The sequence below is a fragment of the Pseudomonas sp. stari2 genome (assembly GCF_040760005.1).
Taxonomy (GTDB): Bacteria; Pseudomonadota; Gammaproteobacteria; order Pseudomonadales; family Pseudomonadaceae; genus Aquipseudomonas.
The window spans coordinates 2652634-2670704 of the sequence record NZ_CP099760.1 but is presented as its reverse complement, the minus strand read 5'-3'; the positions used below and the strand labels follow the sequence as shown (position 1 = coordinate 2670704).

Sequence of the window (18071 nt, the reverse complement as noted above, 5' to 3'; positions counted from 1 at the left end):
GCAGGTTCGCTCCCACATGGGTTTGCGCTCAGCGTTTAGTAATCACCACCTCCAGATACTCGCTCGGCACCACCATCGATTCCGGTCCTGCCCGGTTCAGCCCGTCGATCAATTGCGTCAGATCTTCTGCCAGCGCCTGCCCGCTCTCTGGCGGCAGCGCCGCGAACGCCTTGTGCACCGGCCCGTACCAGTGGCGGAAGATGTCGATGAAGTGTGCCGCCGAGCGATAACGGAAATTGAAGTGGCGGCGAGTCACTTGCATCAGGAACTGGCGCTCATCGAAGTGCGAATGCAGCCAGGCTTCCGCGCCCCAGTTCGACGGTGGTTGCGCACCGGCCGGCGGTGGCAGATGGCGACCGAGGGTCTTGAACATCTGGCCGACGAAGCCTTCCGGGGTCCAGTTGGCCAGACCGATCCGCCCGCCACGGCGACAGACCCGGGCCAGTTCCTGCGCAGCCTTGGTCTGATCCGGGGCGAACATCACCCCGAAGGTCGACAGCACGGCATCAAAACTGGCGTCGGCAAACGGCAGCGCTTCGGCATCGGCCACCTGGAAGGTCACGTCCAGATGTTCGGCCCGCGCCCGATCCTGGCCACGCTCCAGCAACGCCGCGACATAATCGGTGGACAACACCCGACAACCCCGACGCGCCGCCGCCAGCGTGGCATTGCCATTGCCGGCGGCGACGTCCAGCACTTCTTCATCGCAGCGTAAATCGCAGGCTTCGGCGAGGTTCTCACCGACGATCTGCAAGGTGGTACCGATCACGGCATAGTCGCCGCTGGCCCACGCGACTTTCTGGCGTTCCTTGAGGGCATTGAGATCGATGGGAGTGCTCATCAACAGGTGCTCCAAGACAGGCTGGACCGGGCGTCACTCGGCGGTGGTCGGGTCGATGACACTCATCACCCGGGACACGCTGTTGGCCGGGAATCCACCCAGCCGCGCATGCTCGCGCACCAGCTCTTCATCAGGGGCGATGTACACGCAGTAGATCTTGTCGGCGGTGACATAACTCTGCAGCCACTGCACCTGCGGCCCGAGTTCACGCAACACCTGACAGGACGTTTGCGATACCGCCTTGAGTTCTTGCTCCGACAGGTTTCCGGCCCCTGGAATCTCGCGTTCGATCACGAATTTCGGCATGGCAACCTCGCTTTCTTTTTATCAGTGACAGGGCGGATGCAGCCCTGCTCTTTCACTATCGTCCCGAGACTGTGCGGCGTCCTTGCCAATCGTCTGGAGAGCCCCGTAAACCATGACTTCGCCGATGAGTGGCGGGATTTTGTAAAGTGCTCGAAACACTGTCCGGGGTTGCCAATGCGCGGGGGGATCGGCTTTCATGCAGACCCGCCTCGTGAACGGAATCCGAACATGTCATTGCGCCTCGTATGGCTCGCCGAACACATGCAGCACAGCAACACCTATGCCGAGTGGATCCATCGCCAGTTTCATTACGAATACGCTGATCAGCCGCTGACCGATTGGCAACGGGAGTTTGCCGAAGGGCAAACCAATGGTGACTGGCGCTGCCTGATTGCACTGGACGGCGAGCAGTTGCTCGGTGGCGCGGCACTGGCGCGTGCAGATCTTGCGCAACGTCCCGATCTGGGACCCTGGCTGGCGTGTGTACTGGTCAGTCCGGAATCTCGCGGGCAGGGTCTGGCAGAAAAACTGATCGAAGGCATTGCCGGGGAAGCCAGGAAACAAGGCCTGCCGCGCTTCTACCTGCATACGCAGAACAAGCAGGATTACTACGCCAAGCGCGGCTGGACAGTAATGGAACGTTTTCAAGCCTGGGACAACGAACAATGGCTCATGGTGCGCGACCTGTGAGCCATTGATGTTCACGGTTCAGGCTGCAGGTGCCTTGGCCTCTTTCAGCAACTGCTGAATCATCTGTTCCTGCGCCTCATAACGACCCTCGCCAAAGTGGGTGTAACGCACCTGCCCCTTGGCATCGATCAGGTAGTGCGCCGGCCAGTACTGGTTGTCGAAGTTGCGCCAGATCGCGTAGTTGTTGTCGATGGCCACCGGGTAGGTGATGCCGAGTTTCTTCACCTGATCCTTGACGTTGTCGATGATCCGCTCGTAACCGTATTCCGGGGTGTGGACGCCAATCACCACGAGGCCGTCCTTGCCGTACTTCTTCTCCCACGCTTTCACGTAAGGCAGCGTGTGCTGGCAGTTGATGCAGTCGTAGGTCCAGAAGTCCACCAGCACCACTTTGCCGCGCAGGGATTCGGCCTTCAGCTCCGGTGAATTCAGCCATTGCACCGCGCCCGCCAGCGACGGCATCGCGCCTTTACTCTGCTCGTCCGAAGTCGAATCCGCCCGCACTTTGCTGATGAAGTAATCGATCACTTTCGGCGCGTTTTCCAACACGTTTTTCTCGACACTGGCGACGCCCTCGGACGATGTGCCGGCCAGCAGGGTGCGATCGGCACCGGTGGAAATCACGACCGCCGCCGCCAGCACGGCGACACCTGCGCCACGACGGAACCAGCCCGTGAACGGGATCGACGGTTTCAGCCGGTTGACCAGGCCGCGACCGGCGAAAATCAGCGTCCCCAGCGACAGCGCACTGCCCGCGCCGTAGGCCAGCAGCAACAGGCTGGTCTGAGCGCTGGCGCCTTGCAGCATGGCGCCGGTGAGGATCACGCCGAGAATCGGCCCGGCGCACGGTGCCCATAGCAGACCGGTGGCCACGCCGATCATCACCGACCCCATGGGGCCAGCCTTCTTGCGAATGTCCGGATCCAGGCGATTGCCGAGCAACACGAACGGCCGCGCCAGCCAGTCACCGATGCGTGCGGAAATCAGCGACAGCGCAAACAGCACCATCACGATCAGCGCGATGTGTCGGCCGGTGTTGTTGGCCTGGATCACCCACTCGCTGCTGACCACCGCGAGGCTGGAGATCAGGGCGAAGGTCAGGGCCATACCGCCGAGGGTCAACAGGATCGAAGAACGGGTGCGGTCGGCGCCGGCAAACAGAAACGGCACCACGGGCAAGATGCAGGGGCTGAGGACAGTCAACAGACCGCCCAGGAACGCGATAAGGAACATGAGGTTCACCTCTTGAAGGATGGGCGGTCTGCCGATAAAAGAGGTGCCTGCCGTTCACCGGCAGACACGCACGGGATTCAGGCGTTCTGGTTGTCCAGCCATTGACTTTGCGGGGTCCGGCTGGCGCCGTTTTCGGCGACCATCTGGCCTTGCGGCGTATGGCTGGAGCCGTCCGCTGCGACCATCTGCCCTTGCGGCGTATGGCTGGAGCCGTCCGCTGCGACCATCTGCCCTTGCGGCGTGTGGCTGGCGCCGTCGGCGGCGATCAAGGCATCGCTGCCCTGTTTGGCTAGCGGGCTCAGTTGAAAGCAGGTGCTGCCGGCGCAGCTGCTCTGCTCGACGGCGCTGTTGGCGTGAGCCGCGACACCGGCAAAAGAGAAGGCAATGGCGGTCAAGAAACGCGATACGTTGTTCATGGCAATCTTCCTTTAAATCAGTGGGTGGCGGATCAGTTCTGGTTGTCGCAGCCGTCGGCGAATTTGCTGTAGTCGAGCACGCGGGTCTGACCGGCCGAATCGAGGTAGGTCATGCGGGCGTCGACGATGCCGCAGGTCATCGATTTGTCTTCTTTCATCGAGATCACTTTCTGGATATCCAGATGTGTGCCATAGGTGTAGGTTTGCGGGGCAACGGCTTCGGCACGGGCCGACAGGGTGCAGATGTTCAGGGCGGCAAACAGGCAAGCGGCGATTACGGATTTGTTGGTCATGGCGTTTTCCTCAGGGCTTCAATGGGTAGATCGGTTGATTGGGCCGAGGCGCTGTGGTGTGCCTCGATGGAGCTCATTTAAAGCTCGCGAGGTATCCCGTCTGTGTCGGAAAACGGCCGGTATAAATCGCTGCGTATCTCGCCCGCCGGGGGATACACAGCGATACAAAACCCTGAAAAAATCGTGATTTTGCGTCCACATGTATCCGTCGTTGCGGCAGATACACTGCAATACAAAGGCAGGCAGGCGAGCCCGCGCGGGCTCTATAGACTGCGAGACATTCCCCACTTGATAGAGGTTTGGCTCCATGGATCATGTCGATCACATTCTCATCGTCGATGACGACCGCGAGATTCGCGAACTGGTTGGCAATTACCTGAAAAAGAACGGCCTGCGCACCACCGTGGTCGCCGATGGCCGACAAATGCGCAGTTTTCTGGAAGCCAACACCGTCGACCTGATCGTGCTCGACATCATGATGCCCGGCGATGACGGCCTGCTGCTGTGCCGCGAACTGCGCGCCGGCAAACACAAGGCCACGCCGGTCCTGATGCTCACCGCCCGCAACGACGAAACCGACCGCATCATCGGCCTGGAAATGGGCGCCGACGATTACCTGACCAAGCCCTTTGCCGCCCGTGAACTGCTGGCGCGGATCAACGCCGTGCTGCGCCGCACGCGGATGCTGCCGCCCAATCTGGTGGTGACTGAAAGCGGTCGCTTGCTGGCCTTCGGTCGCTGGCAGCTCGATACCTCGGCCCGGCATCTGCTGGACACCGACGGCACCATGGTTGCCTTGAGCGGCGCGGAGTACCGCTTGCTGCGAGTGTTTCTCGATCATCCGCAGCGGGTGTTGAGCCGCGATCAGCTGCTCAACCTGACCCAGGGTCGCGACGCCGATCTGTTCGACCGCTCCATCGACCTGCTGGTCAGTCGTCTGCGCCAGCGCCTGCTCGACGACGCCCGCGAACCGGCCTACATCAAGACCGTGCGCAGCGAGGGTTACGTGTTCTCGCTGCCGGTGGAAATCCTCGGAGCCCCGGCATGAAGGTTGCGTTGCACTGGCCGCGCACCCTCGCCTCGCGGTTGTCGCTGATTTTTCTGATCGGCCTGATCCTGGCTCAAGCCCTGTCGTTCGGCGCGCAGTATTACGAGCGCTACGAAAGCGCGAAAAACACCATGCTCGGCAACCTGGAAACCGACGTTTCGACCTCGATTGCGATTCTCGACCGCTTGCCGGCCGAAGAGCGCCCGATGTGGCTTGATCGCCTGGCCCGCAAAAACTACGGCTACCTGCTCAGCGAAGGCGAACCGGGCACGCCGATCGGTCCGGGCGAGGTGCCGATTGCTGTGACCTCGATCACCGACGCCATCGGCGAAGCCTACCCGCTGACCTTCACCGACATTCCTGGGCCGAAAAAGCACTTTCAGGGCCATTTGCGCCTGAGCGATGGCAGCCCGGTGACCATCGACGTTCGACCTTCGATGGTGCCGCTGTCGCCGTGGCTGCCGGTGGTGCTGCTCGGGCAACTGGCGCTGATGATTGCCTGCACCTGGCTGGCGGTACGCATCGCCATCCGTCCCCTTACCCGATTGGCCAACGCGGTGGAAACCCTTGATCCCAACGCCCATCCGATCAATCTGGACGAACAAGGTCCGAACGAAGTGGCGTACGCCGCCCGTGCGTTCAACACCATGCAGGCGCGGATCGCCGCGTACCTGAAGGAACGCATGCAGTTGCTGGCAGCGATTTCCCACGACCTGCAAACCCCGATCACCCGAATGAAACTGCGCGCGGAGTTCATGGACGACTCGGCGGAGAAGGACAAACTGTGGAACGACCTCGGTGAGATGGAGCATCTGGTGCGTGAAGGCGTGGCCTATGCGCGCAGCATTCACGGTTCGACCGAAGAAAGCCGACGCACCAACCTCGACTCGTTTCTCGACAGCCTGGTGTTCGACTATCAGGACATGGGCAAAGAGGTGCAATTGAGCGGCAAGAGTGAGGCTGTGATCGACACCCGCCCCCACGCCCTGCGCCGGGTGCTGGTCAACCTGACCGACAACGCGTTGAAATTCGCCGGTGCTGCCGAACTGTACGTCGAGCGCAAACACACAGAACTGTCGATCAAAGTCATGGATCGAGGCCCTGGCATTGCCGAAGAAGAGCTGGCGCAGGTGATGGAGCCGTTCTACCGCGTGGAGAACTCGCGCAACCGCAGCACGGGTGGCACCGGGCTGGGGCTGGCGATTGCGCAGCAACTGGCGATGGCGCTGGGTGGCTCGCTGAACCTGAGCAACCGTGACGGTGGCGGGTTGTGTGCGGAGCTGAAGTTGCCGCTACAGGCCTGAAACAAACAAAAAGACCCGGGGAGCTATATTGCCCCCCGGGTCTTTTTTTGTGCGATCAGTTAAGTCCGATCACACCGTCTTCATGCATCTGCCGCAACAACGCCAAACCACTGTCCATGAACGATGCTGTTCCTGGTAAACCCGCCTCCATCGCCAGCCCTTCCAGTTGCGCCCGACCGTTCAGCGCAGGAAATTCGCCAATCCTCTGCAACAACCGCCACGCCAACGGACTCAGCTCGGAGAATTTCACACTGAAATCCACCGCGCGCCGCACCAGCAACAACGTTGGCTGGGCCGGTGGCGCAGACGGCTGATATTCAGGACTGAGCATTTGTACCGGCCACGCATACGCCAGTGGCCAGGCCAGCGCCGAAACCTGCAATGGCTGCTCCAGCAAAAGCGCGGGATCACTTGCCGGTAGCGGCTGGATGTCGGACTGCTGCAACACCATCTCCACCCACTCGTAATGCGCCAGCTCCACCAGAAACGCCGGCCACTCGCCCGAGCTCAACACTACAGGTTCCGAAGCGAGGTAACCGACGAACTCCTCCGCGATTTCACCGAATTTGGGCGTTTGCGCCCGGTAGTCCCGCAGGAAGCCGCGAATCAGCAGGCGCCAACGCTCCTGGCCGATGATCCGGATCAGCACCGGAAAGGTCCCGCCCAACAGTTGCGAGACATTGTTGAACACCAGATCGCGATAGACATTGACCCGCGCCGCGTTCATGTCGGCCGGTGGCGTCTGGTTCTCGGGATCGCGCAGGTAGCGCGTCAGGGCCCGTTGTTGCTGCTCAAGGTTATCCACGCTGGCCTCCCTGATGCTGCAAGCGGCGAATGGCCTGCAATTCCGCCACCAACTCGGAGAACGCCGGGAAGTTGAAGTCGCGTTCGAGCAAGGTCGGCTGGGCGCCAAAGCGTGCATAGGCGTCCGCCAGCAGCGACCAGACCACAGGTTTCACCGACGCGCCGTGGGTGTCGATTTTCAGCGTGTCGGACTCGTCGAAATGCCCCGCCACGTGCATCCCGACCACCCGACCCGGCTCGATACCGGCCAGAAATGTCTGCGGGTCGAAACTATGGTTGATCGAATTGACGTAGACGTTATTCACGTCCAGCAGCAGGTCGCAATCGGCCTCGCGCAGTACGGCGTTGGTGAAGACCACCTCGTCCATGTCCTGCCGGGGAGCGGCGTAATAGGAAACGTTTTCCACTGCCAGGCGCCGGCCGAGGATGTCCTGGGCCTGACGGATCCGCGCGGCAACGTGGTGCACGGCCTCGTCGGTGAACGGCAACGGCAGCAGATCATAGAGATGACCGTCGTCGCTGCAATAGCTCAAGTGCTCGCTGTACAGCGGCACGTTGTAATGATCGAGAAACACCCGGACTTCCCGAAGGAAGTCGACGTCCAACGGTGCCGACCCGCCGAGCGACAACGACAAGCCATGGCAAGACAACGGATAACGCTCGGCCAGTTCGCGCAGCGCGGCACCGTGGGCGCCGCCGACGCCGATCCAGTTTTCCGGGGCGACTTCAAGAAAGTCGAAATCGCCGGTGCAGGCGGCTTGAAGATCCTTCATCAAGCCGCGACGCAGGCCGAGCCCGACGCTGGCCTGCAAGGTGGGGTGGGGAATCTGCATGGGCAAGACCTCTGCAAAAGAGCCGACGACAGTGGCGGCCGAGAGGTCCAGTGAATGCGAACGCTGTATCACGGCTGTGTTCATCCGCCCCGGCATTTGCGGTGCTGTGTATCCCCAAGCCCTCCTGATACACGCAAATACATAGAGTCGCCCAACACCGACTAGACTCAATCAGTACCCAGTCGAGGGGGACGCAGGACAGCAGTGTCGCCCTGCCCGTTTCCACGACCACCGCCCGGTGGTGAATGCCTCGACCCCCATCACCACCGGACTGTGATCCTTGACAGGAGCACATGACATGGACGAGGCCAGACTCAACGAATTCATGGGCAAACTGGTCAACGACATGGGCGGCGCGGCGATGCTGGCCAATGTCATCGTCGGCGAAGAACTTGGCTTGTATAAGGCCATGGCCGACAGCCAGCCGATCTCCCCGGAAACCCTCGCCGAAAAAACCGCCTGCAACTCCCGGCTGGTTCGCGAATGGCTCAGCGCCCACGCGGCCTCCGGCTACATGGAACACCTGGACGGCAAATTCCGCCTGCCGGAAGAACAGGCCATGGCCCTGGCCAAGGAGGATTCGCCGGTCTACGTCGCTGGCGGGCTCGGCGTAGTGGCGTCGTTTTTCCACGACAAGGACAAACTGGTCAAAGCCATGCGCGGCAATGGCGCCTTGCCCTGGGGCGATCACCATCCGTGCATGTTCACCGGCACTGAACGGTTCTTCCGCCCCGGCTACAAAGGGCATCTGATCGCCGAATGGCTGCCGGCGCTGGAGGGCGTTGTGGCTAAACTGGAAGACGGCGCCAAGGTCGCCGATGTCGGCTGCGGTCATGGCGCCTCCACGGTGATCATGGCCCAGGCCTATCCCAACTCGCGTTTCGTCGGTTTCGACTATCACGCGCCATCGGTAAGTGTCGCCACCCAGCGAGCCGAAGAAGGCGGCGTCAGCAGCCGGGCGCGTTTTTTCCAGGGCACAGCAAAAAGCTTTCCCGGCGACGACTACGACCTGATCTGCTACTTCGATTGCCTGCACGATATGGGCGACCCGGTCGGCGCGGCGCGGCATGCCTACGATTGCCTGAAGGACGACGGCACGGTGCTGTTGGTCGAACCCTTTGCCAACGACACGCTGGACGACAACATCAACCCGGTCGGGCGACTTTTCTATGCAGCATCGACGTTCATCTGCACGCCGAACTCACTGTCCCAGGAAGTGGGCCTGGGGCTCGGTGCGCAGGCCGGCGAGATGCGTTTGCGCAAAGTGTTCAGCGAAGCCGGATTCAAGCAGTTCCGGCGGGCGACGCAGACGCCGTTCAACCTGATTCTGGAAGCACGCAAGTAAACGTCTGTACCGGGCGCCTCCATAAGAGGCGCCCGGCAGTGCTAACCTGCAAGGCACTTACAGCCTGCGGAGCGCTGACCATGCTTGACCGCCCCCTCCACGAACATCTCGACTACCTGCAACAGGCCATGGCCGACGGCGATTTCGTGGTACTGACCGGGGCCGGTATCAGCACGCCGTCGGGCATCCCGGACTACCGCGACACCAACGGCGTGCGCCGGGGCCGGCAGCCGATGATGTATCAGGAGTTTCTGTCGGCACCCGAATCACGCCGCCGATACTGGGCCCGGGCGATGCTCGGCTGGCTCCGTGTGCGTCAGGCGCAACCGAACGCGGCTCATGAAGCGCTGGCCAGCCTGCAAAGCCATGGCCGGATCAGCGGATTGATCACCCAGAATGTCGATACCCTGCACGATCAGGCCGGCAGTCACGATGTCATCGAACTACACGGCAGCCTGCATCGAGTGTTGTGCCTGGATTGCGGCCAGCGCAGCGAGCGGGATTCGATTCAGCAATTGATGGAAATGCAGAATCCGTATCTGGCGGGTGTCGATGCCATGCAGGCGCCGGACGGCGACACCCTGCTCGACCCGACCTTCGAGGCACGCTTCCAGGTGCCGCACTGTCCACATTGCGAAGGCGAGCGGATGAAACCGGACGTGGTGTTTTTTGGTGAGAACGTGGCGCAGCCGACAGCGGCACGGGCCATGGCGGCAGCGGAGAATGCTGCCGGTATGCTGGTGGTCGGGTCGTCGTTGATGGCGTATTCGGCGTTTCGCCTGTGCCGGGTGATTGCGGATCGGGGCAAGCCGCTGATTGCGATCAATCTGGGGAAGACCCGGGCGGATGAGTTGCTGGATTTGAAGATCGAGGCGTCTTGCGAACAGCTATTGCCGCTACTGACACAACGCCTCAATGCTCAGCCTTAAGGATGTCGAACAACGCCTGCGCCGCCGCCGACAGTTCATTCCCGGAATCAGTCAATACGCCAATCGCCCGCTCCACCACTGGCTCATGCAACGTCAGACACCGTGCCCCCAACTCGCGCATCTGCTCGGCACACAACGCCGGCACCGCACTGACGCCCAGGCCACTGGCAACCATCCGCCCGACGGTCGCCAGTTGATGGCTTTCAAATTCCACCGGCAGTTTCATGCCCCGGGCCTGCAAGTGTTCCTCAAGCATCACCCGCACCGTGGACGGGCGTTGCAGGGTGATGAACGGCTCCCGCAACAAGGTCTGCCAGTCGATGTCCGTACGCTGGGCCAGCGGTGAATCCTGTGGCACCACCGCGACGAAACGATCCCTATATAGCGGTGTGAAGGTCAGCGACGTGTTCTGCATCGGCTCGAACGCCACGCCAAGTTCGACCTGACGATCGCGGACCATTTCCAGCACTTGCTCGTTGATCACGTCGTTGACCGTCACGTTTACGTTCGGATAGCGCGCGCGGAAGGTCTTGAGGATCGGTGGTAGCAGGTTGCCGGCAAACGATGGCATCGCCGCCAGTGTCACTCGCCCCCGTTGCAGGCTGAAGCGCTGGCGCATTTCGTCTTCGGCGTTGTCCCAATCAGCGATCAGGCGCCGGGCCAGCGGCAGCAGCGATTCGCCTTCCGGGGTCAGCGCCACGTTGCGCGTATTGCGACTGAACAGGCGCCCCCCCAAGCCCTCCTCCAGCGCCTTGATGGTCAGGCTCAGCGCCGATTGCGACAGGTGCAGGCGTTCGCAAGCCACGGCGAAACTCAGGCTTTGGGCCACAGCAAGAAAGGCGCGGATCTGCTTGATGGTCATGGTCGTGTCGCTCCAACGGCTAAGCTGTACATCCACCCGCCGACGATGGCGAGCATTTCTTGATCGCTCCCACGCTCCTGCGTGGGAACAGAGAACCAAGCCAATTATTGAGCTTTATCAATCAATCAACCTTAAAAATCAACTTAACAAATATATTCACCAGCGCGACACTCCAGTCATTCGGCTAGCCAGCCGCCCGACAAACAATAAAAGAGGTGCATATGGCAGGTTTCGACAAGCGCGTGTATTCCTACGAGGAAGCCATGGCAGGTCTTGAAGACGGCATGACCGTGATCGCCGGCGGCTTCGGCCTGTGCGGCATCCCGGAAAACCTGATCGCCGAGATCAAGCGCAAAGGCACCCGCGACCTCACCGTCGTTTCCAACAACTGCGGCGTTGATGGATTCGGCCTCGGCGTACTGCTGACCGATCGCCAGATCCGCAAGGTGGTCGCCTCCTACGTCGGCGAAAACAAACTGTTCGAAGAGCAACTGCTCAAAGGCGACATCGAAGTCGTCCTGACCCCGCAAGGCACTCTCGCCGAAAAAATGCGCGCAGGCGGCGCCGGCATCCCGGCGTTCTTCACCGCTACTGGCGTCGGCACTCCGGTTGCCGAAGGCAAGGAAGTGCGTGAATTCCACGGTCGCAAATACCTGATGGAAGAGTCCATCACCGGCGACTTCGCCATCGTCAAAGGCTGGAAGGCCGACCACTTCGGCAACGTCATCTACCGCCACACCGCCCAGAACTTCAACCCGCTGGCCGCCACCGCCGGCAAGATCACCGTGGTCGAAGTCGAAGAAATCGTCGAACCCGGCGAGCTGGATCCGGCACACATCCACACGCCCGGCATCTACGTCGACCGGGTCATTTGCGGCACGTTCGAAAAACGCATCGAACAACGCACCATCCGCAAATAATCCAGGCTGACGGAGAACAAGAACATGGCACTTACCCGCGAACAAATGGCTCAACGCGTCGCCCGCGAAATGCAGGACGGCTACTACGTGAACCTCGGCATCGGCATTCCGACCCTGGTCGCCAACTACATCCCCGAAGGCATGGAAGTCATGCTGCAATCGGAAAACGGCCTGCTCGGCATGGGCCCTTTCCCGACTGAAGACACCATCGACGCCGACATGATCAACGCCGGCAAACAGACCGTGACCGCCCGTATCGGCGCTTCGATCTTCAACTCTGCCGAGTCCTTCGCGATGATCCGTGGCGGTCACGTCGACCTGACCGTGCTGGGCGCCTTCGAAGTCGACGTACAGGGCAACATCGCCTCGTGGATGATCCCCGGCAAACTGGTCAAGGGCATGGGCGGCGCGATGGACCTGGTGGCCGGCGCCGACAACATCATCGTGATCATGACCCACGCGTCCAAGGACGGTGAGTCCAAGTTGCTGAGCCAGTGCAGCCTGCCGCTGACCGGCGCCGGTTGCATCAAGCGTGTGCTGACTGACCTGGCGTACCTGGAAATCGAAAATGGCGCTTTTGTCCTCAAGGAACGCGCACCTGGCGTCAGCGTCGAGGAAATCGTCGCCAAAACCGCTGGTAAACTGATCGTCCCGGATCACGTACCGGAAATGCAGTTCGCTGCCGAGTGAGGAATTCGAAAATGCAAGACGTCGTCATTGTTGCCGCCACGCGTACCGCGATCGGCAGTTTCCAGGGATCCCTGGCCACCGTCTCCGCCGTGGATCTGGGCGCAGCGGTCATCCGCCAGTTGCTTGAGCAGACTGGACTGGACGGTGCTCAGGTCGATGAAGTGATCATGGGCCAGGTGCTGACCGCCGGCGCCGGCCAGAACCCGGCACGCCAGTCGGCGATCAAGGCCGGCCTGCCCCACGCCGTTCCCGCCATGACCTTGAACAAGGTCTGTGGCTCGGGCCTCAAGGCCTTGCATCTTGGTGCCCAGGCGATCCGTTGCGGCGATGCTGACGTGATCATCGCCGGCGGTCAGGAAAACATGAGCCTGGCCAACTACGTCATGCCCGGCGCGCGCACCGGCATGCGCATGGGTCACGCGCAAATCGTCGACACCATGATCAGCGATGGCCTGTGGGATGCGTTCAACGATTACCACATGGGCATCACTGCCGAGAACCTGGTCGAGAAATACGAGATCAGCCGCGAGCAGCAGGACGCCTTCGCTGCCGCATCGCAACAGAAAGCCGCCGCGGCCATCGAGGCCGGTCGTTTTGTCGATGAAATCACCCCAATCCTGATCCCGCAGCGCAAAGGCGATCCGGTGGCGTTCAAGGTTGACGAACAGCCACGCGGCGACACTACCGCTGAATCCCTGGCCAAACTGCGTCCAGCGTTCAAGAAGGACGGCAGCGTCACCGCCGGCAACGCTTCGTCGCTGAACGACGGCGCCGCCGCGGTCATTCTGATGAGCGCCGAAAAAGCCAAGGCCCTGGGCCTGCCGGTGCTGGCGAAAATCGCCGCCTACGCCAACGCGGGCGTCGACCCGGCCATCATGGGCATCGGCCCTGTGTCCGCCACTCGCCGCTGCCTGGACAAGGCCGGCTGGAACATTGGCCAACTGGACCTGATCGAAGCCAACGAAGCCTTCGCCGCGCAATCCCTGGCGGTGGCCAAGGACCTGCAATGGGATCTGGACAAGGTCAACGTCAACGGCGGCGCCATCGCCCTCGGACATCCGATCGGTGCATCAGGCTGCCGTGTGCTGGTAACCCTGCTGCACGAAATGATCAAACGTGATGCGAAAAAGGGTCTGGCGACCCTGTGCATCGGCGGCGGTCAAGGCGTGGCGCTGGCACTGGAACGCGCTTAAGCGCAAAAGAGGTTCAACAGCGGGTGGCGGATCCACGACATCCACTGCCCGTTGGCAACAAACCCGGTACGGCTCACGTCGCACCGGGTATTTTTTGCCTGCGCCGAAAGGTCACGCGGCCAGTTGCAGAATCAGCCAGGCATTGGCGCCGCTGATCACCACAAACAATCCCCACGCGAGAGCCTTGGTCGGCAACCGGTTCACAAACGGCCCCATCAGTTGTTTGTCGTTGGTCATGCGAATCAGCGGGTACAGCGCAAACGGCAACTGCAGGCTCAACACCACCTGACTCAACACCAGCAACTTGCCCACCGCGCCGTCGCCCATCAGCCACACGCCGATGAATGCCGGAATCAGCGCCAGCCCACGGGTGATCAGGCGCCGCTGCCAGCAGGGAATCCGCAGGTTCAGATAACCTTCCATGATCACCTGCCCGGCGATGGTGCCGGTGAAGGTCGAACTCTGCCCCGACGCCAGCAGCGCCACGCCGAACAGCACACTGGCCAGCGCGCCGCCCACCAGCGGATCGAGCAAGTGATAGGCGTCCTGGATGTCCACCACGTCGGAATGCCCGGTTTGATGGAAGGCTGCCGCTGCGAGAATCAGGATCGCCGCGTTGACCAGCAACGCCAGCGCCAATGAGCCGATGGTGTCGATGCGCGCCAGGTTCACCGCGTCCTGCTTGCTCGCCATATCCTGGCCGATCAGCCGCGTTTGTACGATCGAAGTGTGCAAGTACAAGTTGTGCGGCATCACCGTGGCGCCGAGGATGCCGATGGCCAGGTACAACGGTGCTGCATCACTGATCGCCGACAGCGAAGGTTTGAAACCTTGAGCGACGTCCGGCCAGTACGGTTTGATCAGCAGCAGTTCGACGAAGAAGCACACGCCGATGGTGCCCACCAGTACCAGCATGATCGCTTCCAGCCTGCGGAAACCGCGGTTTTGCAGGGCCAGCACCAGCAATGTATCGAATGCGGTCAGGGCGATGCCGAATGTCAGCGAACAACCCAGCAACAGGTGAAACGCCAGTGCGCAGCCGAGCACTTCCGCAAGGTCGGTGGCAATGATCGAGATTTCCGCCAATACCCATTGCAGCCGCGCCGTCGGGGTGCTGTAGCGTTCGCGGGACAACTGCGCCAGGTCGCGCCCGGTGGCGATGCCCAGCCGCGAACACAGGCATTGCACGACCATGCCCGCCAGACTCGCCAGCAACACCATGAACAGCAGGCTGTAACCGAAGCGTGAACCGGCCTCGATGGCGGTGGCCCAGTTGCCCGGGTCCATGTAGCCGATCGACACCAGCAAACCGGGGCCGGCAAAACGCAGCACGCGTTTGAAGAACGAGGCATTCGGGTCCACCAGGACACTGCCGGCCACTTCCGGCGGGCAGAACGGCGCAGTGGCGATTTTGGGTAAGCTGAATTTCACGCACACATCCAGAAACAAGTCGAAAGGCGCAGCTTAGACGTTTCAGTCGGCGTGCCCAAGAGCAGACGTGCTGCGTTCAGGGTTTGGCAGTACCCAGCAATTGCTGGCGCAATTCGGGGCTGCGCGTGCGCGGGTCGAGCCAGATGTCGAAAAATGCCCGGGCGAACTGCGGATCATCGATTTCGTGCTGCAACTGCTGACCGACAAAGAACCGCGCCCCCTGCCCCGGGAGATACACCCCGGTGATCCGCGTGCCGGCCTGAACATCGACGAACGATTGCTGCATCTGCGCTTGCCACACGGCCAGTTGTGCCGGGCTGATGGAAGAACCAGCAAGGCGTTTGATCTCATCGACGCTGGCCTGCACCAGATCTTCACGGGACACGTTGCGCCGGTAGATCAATTCCAGGGCGAAGGGCTGACCATCGGCCAGCGGACGCGCGGCACTCCACAGCCGAGCGTTATAAATGTCGAAACCGAACACGCTGAAATCCCCGGTACCGATGATCTGCGCGCCGGGCACTGCGTCCTGCCAACTGGCCCAGGTCGGCGTCAGCAGTAGCGCCCACAAGCCGATTCCGCAGCATCCACGTAACACCTTCGGTGTTCTGCTCATCGCGGCATCGACTCCGGTAAACCCTGATAGTCAGAGCATAGTCGGCGATCACGCCCGGCACTTTGTATACATTTATTGCATGCATTTGCAGCAATCCATTAACGACAGTGCTAACGTGGCCCTCATTGATCCGATGGAGAGACCTGCGTGCTGATCCTCAAACTGCTGCTGATTCCCGGTTTCCTGCTGTTGATTTCCCTGGCCGGCAAGCGTTGGGGCCCCAGCGTCGCCGGGTGGCTGTCGGGGTTGCCAGTGGTGGTCGGGCCGATTCTGTTTTTCCTCGCCATCGAGCAAGGGCCCGCGTTTGCCGCGCAATCGGCGGTCGCGGCGCTATCGGCCATGTTTGCGATGATCGCGTTTTGCGTCACCTATGCGCAGGTGGCGCAGCGGGCGAACTGGCCGCTGGCATTGGTAGTTTCTTTATCGGTCTGGGCCGTGCTGGCGCTGATTCTGTCGCTGATTCCGGCGTCTTTACTCTTCTCGGTCGCCGCCGCTGCGACTGCCCTTCTCGCCGCGCCTTACCTGTTTCCCAAGGTTCAACCGGTGGTGAGTGGCCCGGCGCCGAAGTCGGACAAACTGGTGTGGCGGATGATCGCCGGGGCCGCATTGACGCTAGTGGTGACCATGCTGGCCAGCACCGTCGGCGAGCGCTGGAGCGGTCTGCTCGCGGTGTTCCCGGTGCTCGGCAGCGTGATGGCGGTGTTTTCCCAGCAGACCCGTGGCCCGGCGTTTACCGCTGCGTTGTTGCGGGCGACGGCGACGGGGATGTATTCGTTTTCGGCGTTTTGTCTGGTGCTGGCGCTGACCGTTCCAGGTCTGGGTTTCGGCGGTTTCGTGGTGGCGGTGGCCGTTTCGGTGGCGATGCTGGGCGTCACCCGGCAGTTGCTGGCCAAACCGGCGCCTGCGCCATCAGCAAACTGACCCCGCCCGGACAAACCGCTCTGGAGTGCCAGGTGTGCTCCGTGGGATGATCGCCGCCCAAGCGCGACCATCCCTCGGAGATTCGAATGTCATTGCTTAGCAAGAAAGCCGTCGTCCTGTTGTTGGCGGCGGTGGCCGGTTTCGGCGCCATCAATGCTCAGGCAGCCAAAGCCAAAGAAAAGGCTGTCACCGAGAAAGTCTCGATGCTCGACGGCAAGTTCAGTTTTGTCCTGCCCAAGGGCTTTGTCGGCGATCCGTTGCCAGCCGGGCCGACCGGTGCCAAGGGCACCATGTACAGCAACGACGCCACCAAGACTGTGGTCATCGTCGCCGAAAACCAGATTCCCGAAGGCAAAAACGTCAAGGACAACGACAGTGCGTTCCTCGACGGCACCGTCTCAGATTTCATCGACGCCCAGCGCAAGGCGCTGCCGGACTTCAACAAGCTCAGCGAAAAAAGCCTGACCCAGAAAGGCAACGGCCTGGGCCTTCGTCAAGTGGACAGCACAGCGACCCAGGGCGGCGGCCAGACCCTCAACACCACGCTGATTGCAGGCTCCGGTACGCACATGGCGTTGGTCCAGGTGATTTCCCGGGCCAGCGACAAGAGCGGTCACGAGGCACTGGTGAAAACCATCCTCAAGGAAAAGTGATCTTCACGGGTTGAGTTGCTGCAACCAGTCGTTCAAATCCCGAAGTTCGGCCGCGCTGATGCTGTGGCCGACGCCGGGATAGGCATGAAATTGCGGTTTGTACGACAGCTTCTGCAACAACGTATCGGCCTCGGTGCCACCGCTGTAAGGCACACGGTCATCCGCCGTGCCGTGGCCGATGAAGATCTCCAGCGGCGGATGCTGTTGCTCTGACTTCAGCTCGCCCTTAAGCACCGGCAACACCCGCCCGCTCAATGCCGCGATGCCACCCACTGCCGCCGGGTGCCGCAGTCCAACCTCGTAAGTCATCATCGCGCCCTGGCTGAAACCGATCAGGTACACCTTCTCCGGTTGCGCGTGATATTTCTGCGCCGCTGCGGCGATAAAAGCCCGCAGTTTCTGGCTGCTGGCCTTCAGATCATCGGTCTCGCCGTTGTAGGCCCCTTCGCCTTTCTTGCGAAACCATTGGAAACGCCCTTCTCCCAACGCCATCGGTGCCTGCACAGACAGGTAGTTGTACTGCTTGGGCAGCTGAAATTTCATACCGATCAGATCGGCCTCGTTACTGCCATAGCCATGCAGGAACACCACCAGCGGACGCTGTTCGGCATCCGAGTGAACCTGAGCCAGGTAGTTGAGCGGCAGATCGGTTTGCAGCGAGGTTTGAGCATGGACAGCGCTGGACGCCAGCAGGGTCAACAGAGCAAACACCTTCAACATAAGCCTTCCTTCACGCAGTGCAG

Annotated in this window: 21 protein-coding genes; 10 read left to right on the top strand and 11 right to left on the bottom strand. The window is 61.4% G+C overall.

Annotation, left to right across the window (positions count from 1 at the left end):
* Positions 1-28: 28 nt before the first annotated feature.
* Entirely contained in the window at positions 29-841 is an 813-nt protein-coding gene (locus NH234_RS12215; protein ID WP_085733150.1) for a class I SAM-dependent methyltransferase, read from the bottom strand.
* 33 nt (positions 842-874) lie between these two features.
* Positions 875-1147, bottom strand: a complete 273-nt coding sequence (locus tag NH234_RS12210; RefSeq protein ID WP_085708685.1) for a DUF4242 domain-containing protein — start codon at positions 1145-1147, stop codon at positions 875-877.
* A 228-nt stretch (positions 1148-1375) separates the two neighbouring features.
* On the opposite strand from NH234_RS12210, the gene NH234_RS12205 reads away from it, so the two are divergent.
* On the top strand, positions 1376-1837 hold the full coding sequence (locus NH234_RS12205) for a GNAT family N-acetyltransferase (protein ID WP_085733151.1): 462 nt from the start codon (positions 1376-1378) through the stop codon (positions 1835-1837).
* 18 nt (positions 1838-1855) lie between these two features.
* Here the strand turns inward: NH234_RS12205 and NH234_RS12200 are convergent, their stop codons facing one another.
* The 3 genes from NH234_RS12200 to NH234_RS12190 form a co-directional block, all read right to left on the bottom strand.
* Positions 1856-3070, bottom strand: coding sequence for a cytochrome c biogenesis protein DipZ (locus tag NH234_RS12200; protein WP_367256687.1), 1215 nt, complete (start codon positions 3068-3070; stop codon positions 1856-1858).
* Between the two features lie 77 nt (positions 3071-3147).
* Positions 3148-3486, bottom strand: a complete 339-nt coding sequence (locus NH234_RS12195) for a hypothetical protein (protein WP_367256685.1) — start codon at positions 3484-3486, stop codon at positions 3148-3150.
* Positions 3487-3518: 32 nt separating this feature from the next.
* Positions 3519-3779 (bottom strand): DUF2790 domain-containing protein, encoded by a 261-nt coding sequence (locus NH234_RS12190; RefSeq protein WP_085708689.1) that lies wholly within the window; start codon positions 3777-3779, stop codon positions 3519-3521.
* 307 nt (positions 3780-4086) lie between these two features.
* Here NH234_RS12190 and NH234_RS12185 point away from each other — a divergent pair, with 307 nt between their 5' ends.
* The gene (locus NH234_RS12185; protein ID WP_085708690.1) at positions 4087-4827 is read left to right on the top strand and encodes a response regulator; all 741 of its coding nucleotides are present in this window, start codon (positions 4087-4089) and stop codon (positions 4825-4827) included.
* A complete protein-coding gene (locus NH234_RS12180; protein ID WP_085733154.1) occupies positions 4824-6131 on the top strand; it encodes an ATP-binding protein in 1308 nt (435 codons plus the stop codon). The genes NH234_RS12185 and NH234_RS12180 overlap by 4 nt, the downstream gene beginning before the upstream one ends.
* Before the next feature lie 55 nt (positions 6132-6186).
* On the opposite strand, the gene NH234_RS12175 is transcribed toward NH234_RS12180, so the two are convergent.
* Together NH234_RS12175 and NH234_RS12170 are read right to left on the bottom strand one after the other, a co-directional pair.
* Entirely contained in the window at positions 6187-6936 is a 750-nt protein-coding gene (locus tag NH234_RS12175; protein WP_085733155.1) for a DUF2063 domain-containing protein, read from the bottom strand.
* Positions 6929-7768 (bottom strand): DUF692 domain-containing protein, encoded by an 840-nt coding sequence (locus NH234_RS12170; RefSeq protein WP_367256682.1) that lies wholly within the window; start codon positions 7766-7768, stop codon positions 6929-6931. The genes NH234_RS12175 and NH234_RS12170 overlap by 8 nt, the downstream gene beginning before the upstream one ends.
* 298 nt (positions 7769-8066) lie before the next feature.
* Here NH234_RS12170 and NH234_RS12165 point away from each other — a divergent pair, with 298 nt between their 5' ends.
* Both NH234_RS12165 and NH234_RS12160 read left to right on the top strand, forming a co-directional pair.
* On the top strand, positions 8067-9113 hold the full coding sequence (locus NH234_RS12165) for a class I SAM-dependent methyltransferase (RefSeq protein ID WP_085733156.1): 1047 nt from the start codon (positions 8067-8069) through the stop codon (positions 9111-9113).
* A gap of 80 nt (positions 9114-9193) precedes the next feature.
* Positions 9194-10042 carry an NAD-dependent protein deacetylase gene (locus NH234_RS12160; protein WP_367256680.1) on the top strand — a complete coding sequence of 283 codons (849 nt, stop codon included), beginning with the start codon at positions 9194-9196 and terminating at the stop codon, positions 10040-10042.
* Here the strand turns inward: NH234_RS12160 and NH234_RS12155 are convergent.
* Positions 10026-10904, bottom strand: a complete 879-nt coding sequence (locus tag NH234_RS12155; RefSeq protein WP_085733158.1) for a LysR family transcriptional regulator — start codon at positions 10902-10904, stop codon at positions 10026-10028. The two genes, NH234_RS12160 and NH234_RS12155, sit on opposite strands and share 17 nt — an antisense overlap.
* 221 nt (positions 10905-11125) lie before the next feature.
* On the opposite strand from NH234_RS12155, the gene NH234_RS12150 reads away from it, so the two are divergent.
* Genes NH234_RS12150 through NH234_RS12140 form a run of 3 tightly spaced genes read left to right on the top strand, consistent with a single transcriptional unit; the run spans position 11126 to position 13707 of the window.
* Positions 11126-11824, top strand: coding sequence for a CoA transferase subunit A (locus NH234_RS12150; RefSeq protein WP_085698663.1), 699 nt, complete (start codon positions 11126-11128; stop codon positions 11822-11824).
* Between the two features lie 24 nt (positions 11825-11848).
* Positions 11849-12514 (top strand): CoA transferase subunit B, encoded by a 666-nt coding sequence (locus NH234_RS12145; RefSeq protein ID WP_011333516.1) that lies wholly within the window; start codon positions 11849-11851, stop codon positions 12512-12514.
* Between the two features lie 11 nt (positions 12515-12525).
* On the top strand, positions 12526-13707 hold the full coding sequence (locus NH234_RS12140) for an acetyl-CoA C-acetyltransferase (protein WP_367256677.1): 1182 nt from the start codon (positions 12526-12528) through the stop codon (positions 13705-13707).
* A gap of 111 nt (positions 13708-13818) precedes the next feature.
* Here NH234_RS12140 and NH234_RS12135 read toward each other — a convergent pair whose 3' ends face one another.
* Together NH234_RS12135 and NH234_RS12130 are read right to left on the bottom strand one after the other, a co-directional pair.
* Complete coding sequence (locus NH234_RS12135; protein ID WP_367256676.1) at positions 13819-15138, bottom strand: Nramp family divalent metal transporter; 1320 nt, start codon at positions 15136-15138, stop codon at positions 13819-13821.
* A gap of 76 nt (positions 15139-15214) precedes the next feature.
* Complete coding sequence (locus tag NH234_RS12130; protein ID WP_367256674.1) at positions 15215-15754, bottom strand: chalcone isomerase family protein; 540 nt, start codon at positions 15752-15754, stop codon at positions 15215-15217.
* Between the two features lie 147 nt (positions 15755-15901).
* Between NH234_RS12130 and NH234_RS12125 the strand changes: the two genes are divergently transcribed.
* Together NH234_RS12125 and NH234_RS12120 are read left to right on the top strand one after the other, a co-directional pair.
* Positions 15902-16675 (top strand): hypothetical protein, encoded by a 774-nt coding sequence (locus NH234_RS12125; RefSeq protein ID WP_085733162.1) that lies wholly within the window; start codon positions 15902-15904, stop codon positions 16673-16675.
* An 86-nt stretch (positions 16676-16761) separates the two neighbouring features.
* A complete protein-coding gene (locus tag NH234_RS12120) occupies positions 16762-17328 on the top strand; it encodes a hypothetical protein (RefSeq protein WP_367256672.1) in 567 nt (188 codons plus the stop codon).
* 3 nt (positions 17329-17331) lie between these two features.
* On the opposite strand, the gene NH234_RS12115 is transcribed toward NH234_RS12120, so the two are convergent.
* Complete coding sequence (locus NH234_RS12115) at positions 17332-18048, bottom strand: alpha/beta hydrolase (protein ID WP_367256670.1); 717 nt, start codon at positions 18046-18048, stop codon at positions 17332-17334.
* Positions 18049-18071 lie beyond the last annotated feature (23 nt).

What these genes read in the sequence shown, in the direction of transcription:
- NH234_RS12190 (WP_085708689.1), bottom strand. Translation starts at nt 3,779, where the DNA reads ATGACCAACAAATCCGTAATCGCCGCTTGCCTGTTTGCCGCCCTGAAC.
- NH234_RS12180 (WP_085733154.1), top strand. Translation starts at nt 4,824, where the DNA reads ATGAAGGTTGCGTTGCACTGGCCGCGCACCCTCGCCTCGCGGTTGTCG.
- NH234_RS12200 (WP_367256687.1), bottom strand. Translation starts at nt 3,070, where the DNA reads ATGTTCCTTATCGCGTTCCTGGGCGGTCTGTTGACTGTCCTCAGCCCC.
- NH234_RS12140 (WP_367256677.1), top strand. Translation starts at nt 12,526, where the DNA reads ATGCAAGACGTCGTCATTGTTGCCGCCACGCGTACCGCGATCGGCAGT.
- NH234_RS12160 (WP_367256680.1), top strand. Translation starts at nt 9,194, where the DNA reads ATGCTTGACCGCCCCCTCCACGAACATCTCGACTACCTGCAACAGGCC.
- NH234_RS12205 (WP_085733151.1), top strand. Translation starts at nt 1,376, where the DNA reads ATGTCATTGCGCCTCGTATGGCTCGCCGAACACATGCAGCACAGCAAC.
- NH234_RS12170 (WP_367256682.1), bottom strand. Translation starts at nt 7,768, where the DNA reads ATGCAGATTCCCCACCCCACCTTGCAGGCCAGCGTCGGGCTCGGCCTG.
- NH234_RS12210 (WP_085708685.1), bottom strand. Translation starts at nt 1,147, where the DNA reads ATGCCGAAATTCGTGATCGAACGCGAGATTCCAGGGGCCGGAAACCTG.
- NH234_RS12145 (WP_011333516.1), top strand. Translation starts at nt 11,849, where the DNA reads ATGGCACTTACCCGCGAACAAATGGCTCAACGCGTCGCCCGCGAAATG.
- NH234_RS12120 (WP_367256672.1), top strand. Translation starts at nt 16,762, where the DNA reads ATGTCATTGCTTAGCAAGAAAGCCGTCGTCCTGTTGTTGGCGGCGGTG.
- NH234_RS12130 (WP_367256674.1), bottom strand. Translation starts at nt 15,754, where the DNA reads ATGAGCAGAACACCGAAGGTGTTACGTGGATGCTGCGGAATCGGCTTG.
- NH234_RS12195 (WP_367256685.1), bottom strand. Translation starts at nt 3,486, where the DNA reads ATGAACAACGTATCGCGTTTCTTGACCGCCATTGCCTTCTCTTTTGCC.
- NH234_RS12150 (WP_085698663.1), top strand. Translation starts at nt 11,126, where the DNA reads ATGGCAGGTTTCGACAAGCGCGTGTATTCCTACGAGGAAGCCATGGCA.
- NH234_RS12215 (WP_085733150.1), bottom strand. Translation starts at nt 841, where the DNA reads ATGAGCACTCCCATCGATCTCAATGCCCTCAAGGAACGCCAGAAAGTC.
- NH234_RS12165 (WP_085733156.1), top strand. Translation starts at nt 8,067, where the DNA reads ATGGACGAGGCCAGACTCAACGAATTCATGGGCAAACTGGTCAACGAC.
- NH234_RS12115 (WP_367256670.1), bottom strand. Translation starts at nt 18,048, where the DNA reads ATGTTGAAGGTGTTTGCTCTGTTGACCCTGCTGGCGTCCAGCGCTGTC.
- NH234_RS12185 (WP_085708690.1), top strand. Translation starts at nt 4,087, where the DNA reads ATGGATCATGTCGATCACATTCTCATCGTCGATGACGACCGCGAGATT.
- NH234_RS12155 (WP_085733158.1), bottom strand. Translation starts at nt 10,904, where the DNA reads ATGACCATCAAGCAGATCCGCGCCTTTCTTGCTGTGGCCCAAAGCCTG.